General features: G+C 70.4%; 9 protein-coding genes and 2 pseudogenes. 7 read left to right on the top strand and 4 right to left on the bottom strand.

The annotated features are described in order from the left end of the window. From A9X00_RS32025 to A9X00_RS18450, 3 genes and pseudogenes are all read right to left on the bottom strand, one after another. Positions 1 to 220, bottom strand: a pseudogene (locus A9X00_RS32025) (DUF2993 domain-containing protein); the annotation flags it as partial. Further along, positions 217 to 1,053 carry a carbon-nitrogen hydrolase family protein gene (locus A9X00_RS18455; RefSeq protein WP_067156468.1) on the bottom strand — a complete coding sequence of 279 codons (837 nt, stop codon included), beginning with the start codon at positions 1,051 to 1,053 and terminating at the stop codon, positions 217 to 219. The gene A9X00_RS18455 and the pseudogene A9X00_RS32025, both read right to left, overlap by 4 nt. A gap of 29 nt (positions 1,054 to 1,082) precedes the next feature. Beyond that, positions 1,083 to 1,607 (bottom strand): DUF2505 domain-containing protein, encoded by a 525-nt coding sequence (locus tag A9X00_RS18450; protein ID WP_067156465.1) that lies wholly within the window; start codon positions 1,605 to 1,607, stop codon positions 1,083 to 1,085. Between the two features lie 26 nt (positions 1,608 to 1,633). Between A9X00_RS18450 and A9X00_RS18445 the strand changes: the two genes are divergently transcribed. Both A9X00_RS18445 and A9X00_RS18440 read left to right on the top strand, forming a co-directional pair. Further along, entirely contained in the window at positions 1,634 to 2,731 is a 1,098-nt protein-coding gene (locus A9X00_RS18445) for a UDP-N-acetylmuramate dehydrogenase (protein WP_067156463.1), read from the top strand. Between the two features lie 40 nt (positions 2,732 to 2,771). Continuing rightward, complete coding sequence (locus A9X00_RS18440) at positions 2,772 to 4,133, top strand: Ig-like domain-containing protein (protein WP_156772168.1); 1,362 nt, start codon at positions 2,772 to 2,774, stop codon at positions 4,131 to 4,133. Here the strand turns inward: A9X00_RS18440 and A9X00_RS18435 are convergent. Then, positions 4,117 to 4,866, bottom strand: a complete 750-nt coding sequence (locus tag A9X00_RS18435) for an SDR family oxidoreductase (RefSeq protein WP_067156457.1) — start codon at positions 4,864 to 4,866, stop codon at positions 4,117 to 4,119. The genes A9X00_RS18440 and A9X00_RS18435 overlap by 17 nt on opposite strands. A 172-nt stretch (positions 4,867 to 5,038) precedes the next feature. On the opposite strand from A9X00_RS18435, the gene A9X00_RS18430 reads away from it, so the two are divergent. The 5 genes and pseudogenes from A9X00_RS18430 to A9X00_RS18410 all read left to right on the top strand — a co-directional run. Further along, positions 5,039 to 6,349: an ROK family protein gene (locus A9X00_RS18430; protein WP_067156475.1), complete on the top strand. Its 1,311-nt coding sequence runs from the start codon at positions 5,039 to 5,041 to the stop codon at positions 6,347 to 6,349. Positions 6,350 to 6,401: 52 nt separating this feature from the next. After that, positions 6,402 to 7,733: a D-inositol-3-phosphate glycosyltransferase gene (mshA, locus tag A9X00_RS18425; protein ID WP_067156454.1), complete on the top strand. Its 1,332-nt coding sequence runs from the start codon at positions 6,402 to 6,404 to the stop codon at positions 7,731 to 7,733. Continuing rightward, a complete protein-coding gene (locus A9X00_RS18420; RefSeq protein ID WP_067156471.1) occupies positions 7,730 to 8,245 on the top strand; it encodes a YbjN domain-containing protein in 516 nt (171 codons plus the stop codon). The genes mshA and A9X00_RS18420 overlap by 4 nt, the downstream gene beginning before the upstream one ends. Positions 8,246 to 8,271: 26 nt before the next feature. Beyond that, on the top strand, positions 8,272 to 9,021 hold the full coding sequence (locus A9X00_RS18415; protein WP_067156451.1) for a phosphoglyceromutase: 750 nt from the start codon (positions 8,272 to 8,274) through the stop codon (positions 9,019 to 9,021). A gap of 149 nt (positions 9,022 to 9,170) precedes the next feature. Beyond that, positions 9,171 to 9,437: pseudogene (locus A9X00_RS18410) on the top strand (sensor histidine kinase); the annotation flags it as partial.

Here is a 9,437-nt window from a genome sequence, read left to right as displayed (position 1 = left end):
GGTAGGGGGGCCGCGGCGGGTTCTGATGCGGGACGCTCAGCTGCTCGGTCTGCTGACTGGAAGCGGCCGGCGGCGGCGACTGCTGCGCCGGGCCGCCGGTGCTGATGCGTTCGGTCGGCCGCTCAGTCGGGGGCTGGCCGAAGGGGCCTTGGTTGCCGGGACGGGCCCATGTCGACGGGCCCTCGTTCGGTGGTCCTGGTGGGCCCTGTGGGTTCGTCACCCAACCGATTCTGCCCTATCCACCTGAGCAAAGTCGGAGCGGTTGCGCAGCACCGCGATGCTGTCCCGGGCCGCGCCGACCCGGTCGACGTCGATGTCGGCGACCACGAGCTGCGGCCCGTCGCCGGCCGAGGCGACCACCTCGCCCAGCGGCGAGGCGACCAGGCTGCCGCCCACCCCCAGCGGCGCGCCGGACCCGGAATCGCTCAGGGCCTCGCCGGGATCGGCCTGACCGACCGCGGCGACGTAGCTCGTCGAGTCCAGCGCGCGGGCCCGGGCCAGCAGCGTCCACTGCTCGAGCTTGCCCGGCCCCGAGCCCCAGGACGCGCTGGCGACGATCAGCTGGGCGCCGCGGCGGGCCAGCTCGGTGTAAAGCGCAGGGAAGCGAATGTCGTAGCAAACGCTCAATCCCACCCGGACGCCGTCGACCTCGACTACCACCGGTTCGTGGCCGGGTGCGACGGTGCGCGACTCGGTGAAGCCGAACGCGTCGTACAGGTGGATCTTGTCGTAGTGGGCGTCGGGCCGGTTGGGGGTGCCCGGTCCGGCCACGATCAGCGTGTTCTTCACCCGCCCGTCGCCGGAGGGGGTGAACATGCCCGCGATCACCGTGATCCCGGAGTCGGTCGCGATCCCGCGCACCCCGTTCGCCCAGGGGCCGTCGACCGGCTCGGCGATCGGGGCCAGCGGCACGCCGAACCGGCACATGGTCGCCTCGGGGAAGGCCACCAGCGTTGCGCCCGCGTCGGCGGCCCGGCGGGTGTAGTCGCGGACCAGCTCGAGGTTCGCCGCCGGATCGCTGCCACTGAGGATCTGCGCCAGCGCAATTCGCATGTCGCAAGCCTAGGCCCGGGCGGCCGGACTCAGGCGCTCTGGGCGATCCACTCCGCGGTCAGCCGTTGTTCGCGGCTCATCAGCTCGTCCAGCTGGGCGCCGATCATCCTCTCCACCTTGCCGCCGATGATCGGGATCCGCACCTGGACGGTGATGCGGCAGGTGAGCCGGGCGCCGCGGGAGCCGGGGATCGGCGCCAGTTCCCCCGGGCCCGACACATCCACCGGGGTGCCCAAAATGGTGACCGCGATCGAGCCCGCGGCGGTGCCGTCGACGACGGGCCCCCAGGTTTCCCTCCGCCTGATGCAGATGTCGCCCCGGTGCAGCTGCTTGACGACGGCGTGCAGGTTGTGGCTGCGCACCACCTGCAGCGTGACCGCCTCGACGGTGCCGTCCTGTCCGGACTCGCCGCCGACCCGCAGCGACTCCAGCCTCGCTTCGTCGACGGGAATGTCGGCCAGCCGGGCCCGCCAGTACCCCTCCTCCTGGAAAGCCCGGTGGACCTCTTCGACGCTCTCCTCGTACTCGGCCGACAACTCGAATGAATGCGGCATAGCTGGCCAGGCTACCGTTACGGGCCATGAAAACGAGCGGTGCCGGTTCGCTCTTCGCCGGCGCGCGTGTCGACGAGGCGGTGCCCTTGGCGCCGTTGACCACCTTGCGGGTTGGGCCGATCGCGCGGCGCCTGATCACCTGCTCCAGCACCGATCAGGTGGTCGCCGTCCTGCATCAGTTGGACTCGGAAGCCGACGCGACGCCCGTGCTGGTGTTTGCTGGCGGGTCCAACCTGGTCATCGCGGACACGTTGACCGATCTGACCGCCGTCCGCCTGGCCAACGACGGCATCACGGTCGACGGCAACGTGGTCCGCGCCGAGGCGGGCGCGGTCTGGGACGACGTGGTGGTCGAGTCCATCGAGCATGGCTTGGGCGGGCTGGAGTGCCTGTCGGGCATTCCCGGGTCGGCCGGCGCCACGCCCGTGCAGAACGTCGGAGCGTACGGGGCGGAGGTGTCCGACACCATCACCCGGGTCCGGGTGCTGGATCGCGAAAGCGGCGAGGTGCGCTGGGTGCCGGGCGACGAGCTCGGCTTCGGTTACCGCACCAGCGCCTTCAAGCAGGCGTCCCACGAGGGGCGCGAAATCCCTTGGGTGGTACTGGAAGTCGAGTTCGCGCTGGATCCGTCGGGCCGCAGCGCGCCGCTGCGCTACGGCGAGTTGACGGCCGCGCTGGACGCCGCCAGCGGCGAGCGCGCCGATCCGAAAGCCGTGCGCGAGGCGGTGCTGATGCTGCGGGCGCGCAAGGGCATGGTGCTCGACGCCGACGACCACGACACCTGGAGCGTGGGCTCGTTCTTCACCAACCCCGTGGTGACACCGCAGGCCTACAAACGGCTGGCCGGCGATGTCGAGGGACCGGTGCCGCACTATCCGGCGCCGGACGGAGTCAAGCTGGCGGCGGGCTGGCTGGTGGAGCGCGCCGGCTTCGGCAAGGGCTATCCGCAGGACGAAGCGGCACGTTGCCGGCTTTCCACCAAGCACGCGCTCGCCCTGACCAACCGCGGCGGGGCCACCGCAAACGACGTCATCGCACTGGCGCGAACGGTGCGTGACGGAGTCCATGCTGTGTTTGGCATCACACTGAAACCGGAGCCTGTCCTGCTCGGCTGCAGGCTGTAGCGGCAAATCTCGTGCAACCGCAGGTCGGCGCCGAATTGTCGTGGCGCCGTTGGGGTCTATTCTCCCGGTATCTTTAGATGTCGTGAGCACATCCAGTACCCCGCCGCCGGTTAACCGGCGTTTGGCCCTCGCGGCCCTCGGGCTCGGCGTGTTCGCCCCCAGCGTGTTGGCCGCCTGCGCGGGCACCGTGGCCAAGCAAGCCGAGAACAAGAAGGAACCCCCGGCGCCCCAGCTGAAGTTCCAGCCGGCGGACGCCGCCGCCGACGTGGTCCCGATCTCGCCGATCAGCGTCCAGGTGAGCGACGGCTGGTTCCAGAAGGTGGCGTTGACGAACTCGTCGGGCAAGGTGGTCGCGGGATCCTTCAACGCCGACCGCACCGTCTACACCACCACCGAGCCGCTGGGCTACGACGCGACCTACACGTGGAGCGGTTCGGCCGTCGGTCACAACGGCAAGGCGGTCCCGGTGACCGGCAAGTTCACCACCGTGTCGCCGAGCAAGAAGATCGGCGGGGCCTTCCAGTTGGCCGACGGCCAGACTGTCGGGGTCGCCGCGCCGATCATCATCCAGTTCGACGCGCCGATCAGCGACAAGGCTTCGGTCGAGAAGGCGCTGACCGTCACCACGACGCCCCCGGTCGAGGGCAGCTGGGCGTGGCTGCCCGACGAGGCGCAGGGGGCGCGGGTGCACTGGCGGCCCCGCGAGTACTACCCGGCGGGCACCACCGTCAACGTCGACGCCAAGCTGTACGGGCGCCCGTTCGGTGACGGCGCATTCGGCGCCGACGACATCTCGCTGCACTTCCAGATCGGCCGCAAGCAGGTCGTCAAGGCCGAGGTCTCCTCGCACCGCATCCAGGTCGTCACCGACGCCGGCGTCATCATGGACTTCCCGTGCAGCTATGGCGAGGCCGACAAGGCGCGCAACGTCACCCGCAACGGCATCCACGTGGTGACCGAGAAGTACGCCGACTTCTACATGTCCAACCCGGCGGCCGGCTACACCAACGCCCACGAGCGCTGGGCGGTGCGGATCTCCAACAACGGCGAGTTCATCCACGCCAACCCGTCCAGCGCGGGCGCGCAGGGCAACAGCAACGTGACCAACGGCTGCATCAACCTGTCGACCTCCGACGCCGAGCAGTACTACCGCACCGCGATCTACGGCGACCCCGTCGAGGTGACCGGCAGCTCGATCCAGCTGTCCTACTCCGACGGCGACATCTGGGACTGGGCCGTGGACTGGGACACCTGGGTGGCGATGTCGGCGCTGCCGCCCCCGACGGCGCACCCGCCGGCCACTCAGATCCCGGTGACCGCGCCGGTCACCCCGTCGAACGCGCCGACGCTGTCGGGCACGCCCACTTCGGCGCCGACGACATCGCCTAGCCCCGGCGGTTAAACCGCGTCGCGCTGGCCTGGTCGCGCGGCTTCATGACGATCAGGTCGAGGTCGACGTGGGACGGCCGGGAGGCGACGAACCCGATCACCTCGGCGACGTCGGCCGCCGTCAACGGCGTCAGCCCGGCGTACACCGCGTCCGCGCGCTGTTCGTCGCCGTCGAAACGGACCAGCGAGAACTCGGTTTCGACCGCGCCAGGGGCAATCTCGGTGAGCCGCACCGGTTTTCCGAGTAGCTCGCCGCGCAGCGTTCGGTGCAGCGCACCCTGGGCGTGTTTGGCCGCCGTGTAGCCGGCGCCGCCGTCGTAGGTCTCCAGGGCCGCGACGGAGGTGACGGTGACGATCAGGCCGTCACCGGAATCGACCAGCTTGGGCAGCAGTGCGCGGGTGACGCGCAGCGTGCCCATGACGTTGGTCTCCCACATCCACCGCCAGTGCTCCAGGTCGGCCTCGGCGACGGGTTCGAGTCCCCAAGCGCCACCGGCGTTGTTGACCAACACGTCGACCCGGCCGAGCTTGTCGGCCAGCGCTTGGACCGCGGCATCGTCTGTGACATCGGCCACAACGCCGGTCCCGCCGATTTCGTCGGCCAGCGCGTTGATCCGATCCGCGCGGCGGGCCACCGCGACCACGTGAAAGCCAAGGGCCGCAAGGACTTTGGCGGTCGCCTCACCGATTCCGGAGCTGGCACCGGTGACTACCGCGACCCGTTGTTGCCCCCCAGCTGCGTTCATCGGAATAACTCTAATAAACGTGCTAAATTCTCGGGGTGCACCTCAGCGCCCTGTTCGACAACACCGCCGCGTGTCTTTGCGCGGCGAGTGCGTGTTGTTGCCGCGCACTTTGCCGCTCCTGACCTTTCAGGCGTGGCCGAAGCGGCCATTCGAACTCGGACAAAGGACTCTCGTGCGCACGACTACTCTCACCCACACCCATTCCCCCAGCCGCAAGGCCCCACTGCGGTTGCACCGCCAGATCCTGCCCCCGGCGCTGCACATCTCCGACTCGGCCGCGGCTTCGGTTTTCCGGGCCGTGCGGTTGCGCGGCCCGGTCGGCCGTGACGTCATCGCCGGCGTCACGTCGCTGAGCATCGCCACCGTCAACCGCCAGGTCATCGCGCTGCTCGACGCCGGGCTGTTGCGCGAGCGCGCCGACCTGGCCGTATCCGGGGCCATCGGACGCCCGCGGGTGCCGGTGGAGCTCAACCACGAACCGTTCGTGACGCTCGGCATCCACATCGGCGCGCGCACCACCAGCATCGTGGCGACCGACCTGTTCGGCCGCACGCTGGACACCGTCGAGACCCCGACCCCGCTCAGCGCCGCCGGGCCCGCGCTGGCGTCGCTGTCCGAGAGCGCCAGCCGCTACCTGAGGCGCTGGCACCGGCGCCGCCCGCTGTGGGTCGGGGTGGCGATCGGTGGCACGGTCGACAGCGCCACCGGACACGTCGACCACCCGAGGCTGGGCTGGCGCCAGGCGCCGGTGGGTCCCGTGCTGGCCGACGCGCTCGGACTGCCGGTGTCGGTCGCCTCGCACGTCGACGCGATGGCCGGGGCCGAGCTGCTGCTCGGCCTGCGGCGATTCGCGCCGAGCTCGCCGACCAGCCTGTACGTCTACGCCCGCGAGACCGTGGGTTATGCGCTGGTGATCGGCGGGCGGGTGCATTGCCCGACCAGCGGCCCCGGCACCATCGCCGCGCTGCCCGCCCACTCCGAGTTGCTCGGCGGCGCCGGACAGCTGGAGTCCACCGTCAGCGACGAAGCGGTCCTGTCCGCCGCGCGCCGGCTGAAGATCCTTCCCGGCGTCGCCCCGGCGACCCGCATCAACGGGTCCGCGACCGCGATGACCGACCTGCTGCGGGTGGCTCGGGCCGGCAATCCGCAGGCCAGGGAGCTGCTGGCGGAGCGGGGCCGGGTGCTCGGCGGGGCGGTCGCCCTGCTGCGCGACATGCTCAACCCCGACGAGTTGGTGGTGGGCGGGCAGGCCTTCACCGAGTACCCCGAGGCGATGGAGCACGTGGAGGCGGCATTTGCCGAGAACTCGGTCCTGGCACCGCGCGATCTCCGCGTCACCGCGTTCGGCAACCGGGTGCAGGAGGCCGGGGCCGGGACGGTGTCGCTGGGCGGGTTGTACGCCGATCCGCTCGGCGCGATGCGGCGCGCCGGCGCGCTGGACTCCCGGCTGCGGGACGTCGCCGCCGACGAGACGTCCGCTTAGCGCGAACGGCGCCTTTGGGTCGTTTGAGAGCCCGTCCTGTAAAGATGAAGGAGTGCGGCACGACGACGTCCCCTGGCTGAACGGCCCGCGCCGGGTTGCAGTGTTGGCGGTGCACACCTCACCGCTGGCCCAGCCGGGGACCGGAGACGCCGGCGGCATGAACGTCTACGTGCTGCAAACCGCGCTGCACCTGGCCCGCCGCGGCATCGAGGTGGAGATCTTCACCCGGGCCACCGCGTCGGCCGATCCGCCGGTCGCCCACGTGGCGCCCGGCGTGCTGGTCCGCAACGTGGTGGCGGGGCCGTTCGAGGGCCTGGACAAGTACGACCTGCCGACCCAGCTGTGCGCGTTCGCGGCCGGGGTGCTGCGCGCCGAGGCGTCCCACGAGCCGGGCTACTACGACATCGTGCACTCCCACTACTGGCTGTCCGGGCAGGTCGGGTGGCTGGCCCGGGACCGCTGGGCGGTGCCGCTGGTGCACACCGCGCACACGCTCGCCGCGGTGAAAAACGCGGCTCTGGCGGACGGGGATGCGCCCGAGCCGCCGCTGCGCACGGTGGGGGAGCAGCAGGTCGTCGACGAGGCGGACCGGCTGATCGTCAACACCGAAGACGAAGCGCGACAGTTGATTTCGATTCATCACGCCGACCCGGCCCGCATCGACGTGGTCCACCCCGGTGTCGACCTGGACGTGTTCCGCCCGGGGGACCGGCGCGCCGCGCGGGCCGCGCTCGGCCTGCCGCTCGACGAGGACGTGGTGGCCTTCGTCGGGCGGATCCAGCCGCTCAAGGCGCCCGACATCGTGCTGCGCGCCGCCGCGAAACTGCCCGGGGTGCGCATCGTGGTGGCCGGCGGCCCGTCGGGCAGCGGCCTGGCCTCCCCGGACGGGCTGGTTCGGCTGGCCGGCGAACTCGGCATCACCGACCGGGTGACGTTCCTGCCGCCGCAGTCTCGCGCGGACCTCGCGACGTTGTTCCAGGCCGCCAATCTTGTTGCGGTGCCGAGTTATTCGGAGTCATTCGGGCTCGTCGCAGTCGAGGCGCAGGCGTGCGGCACCCCGGTGGCGGCCGCCGCGGTCGGCGGCCTGGCGGTGGCGGTGCGCGACGGGATCTCCGGCGCCCTGGTGTCTGGGCACGACGTCGGCGACTGGGCCGACGCCCTGGATCGGCTGCTGCGCCTGCCCGGCCCGCAGGCCGACGCGATGGGCCGCGCGGCCGCCGCGCACGCGGCCACCTTCTCCTGGGACAACACCACCGACGCGTTGCTGGCCAGCTATCGGCGCGCGATCGGCGACTTCACCGCCCTGCGTCAGCGCCGGTTTCGCGACCGGGCCTCGATGCGCAAGCCCCGCCGGTGGACGACGCGTCGCGGGGTGGACGCGTGAACACGACAGTGCAGGCCGTGATCGAGCACACGCTGCGGGCGAGCGGGCTGACCTATTCGGAATTCCCCGGCGCGCACGGCGGCCTGCCGGGCCTGGTCGTGGAGTTGCCCGGCGAACGCAAGCTCAAGACCAACACCATCCTGAGCGTCGGCGAGCATTCGGTGCGCGTGGAGGCGTTCGTGTGCCGCAAGCCCGACGAGAACCACGAGGGCGTGTACCGATTCCTGCTCAAGCGCAATCGCCGGCTGTACGGGGTCGCCTACACGCTGGACAACGTCGGCGACATCTACCTGGTGGGCCGCATGTCGCTGGCGTCGGTCGACGCCGACGAGATCGACCGGGTGCTCGGCCAGGTGCTCGAGGCGGTGGACTCGGACTTTAACACGTTGCTGGAGTTGGGTTTTCGCTCCTCGATCCAGAAAGAGTGGGAGTGGCGGGTGTCCCGCGGGGAGTCGCTGAAGAACCTGCAAGCGTTCGCGCATCTCATTGACGACGACGACTCCGACGACTAACCAGGCCGCGTGAGAGACTTTCCGGCATGGGAGACACTGCCACGCTGGTGCTGCTCCGCCACGGCGAGAGCGAATGGAACGCGAGCAACCAATTCACGGGCTGGGTCGACGTCGATCTGACCGAAAAGGGTCGGGCCGAGGCGGTTCGCGGCGGCGAGCTGCTGGTCGAGCACGGCCTGCTGCCCGACGTGCTCTACACCTCGCTGCTGCGGCGGGCGATCACCACCGCGCACCTGGCGCTAGACACCGCCGACCGGCTGTGGATCCCGGTACACCGCAGCTGGCGGCTCAACGAGCGCCACTACGGCGCGCTGCAGGGCCTGAACAAGGCCGAGACGCAGCAGCGCTACGGCGAGGAGCAGTTCATGACCTGGCGGCGCAGCTACGACACGCCGCCGCCGCCGATCGAGCGCGGCAGCAAGTTCAGCCAGGACACCGACCCCCGCTACGCCAACATCGGCGGCGGCCCCCTGACCGAATGCCTCGCCGACGTGGTGGCCCGTTTCCTGCCCTACTTCACCGACGTCATCATCCCCGACCTGCGGACCGGCAAGACGGTGCTGATCGCCGCGCACGGCAACTCGCTGCGCGCCCTGGTCAAATACCTCGACGACATGTCCGACGAGGAGATCGTCGGGCTGAACATCCCGACCGGGATTCCGCTGCGCTACGACCTGGACACCGACATGCGCCCGGTGCTGCCGGGCGGCACCTACCTGGACCCGGAGGCGGCCGCGGCCGGCGCCGCCGCCGTTGCCAGCCAGGGGCGCGCCTGAGTTCGTCCGCGCCCACCAGCAGCTTTTAAAGGCCCCTTTGCCAAACATCGCGTAAACGGCAGCGGAACACCTGTTGCGTAGGGTGTGACTTGTCCGATTTTGGCCGCGCTCCGCTAGGGCGGCGTTCACCAAATTTGTAGGATTTTGTTGTGACTGTGTTCTCGGCGCTGTTGCTGGCCGGGGTCTTGTCAGTGCTGGCGCTGGCCGTGGGTGTTGCGGCCGGGGTCCGGCTGGCGCCGCGGGCGGTCGAGCGCCGTCAGCAATCCACCACCGAATGGACGGGCATCACCGTCGCACAGATGCTGCAACGCATCGTCGCGCTGATGCCGCTGGGAGCCGCGGTGGTGGATTCGCATCGCGACGTCGTCTACCTCAACGACCGTGCCCGGGAGTTGGGCCTGGTGCGGGATCGGCAA

This window comes from Mycobacterium sp. 1245805.9, assembly GCF_001672915.1.
GTDB lineage: Bacteria > Actinomycetota > Actinomycetes > Mycobacteriales > Mycobacteriaceae > Mycobacterium.
The sequence above is the reverse complement of the archived record's forward strand: the minus strand, read 5'-3'. Positions and strand labels throughout refer to the sequence as shown.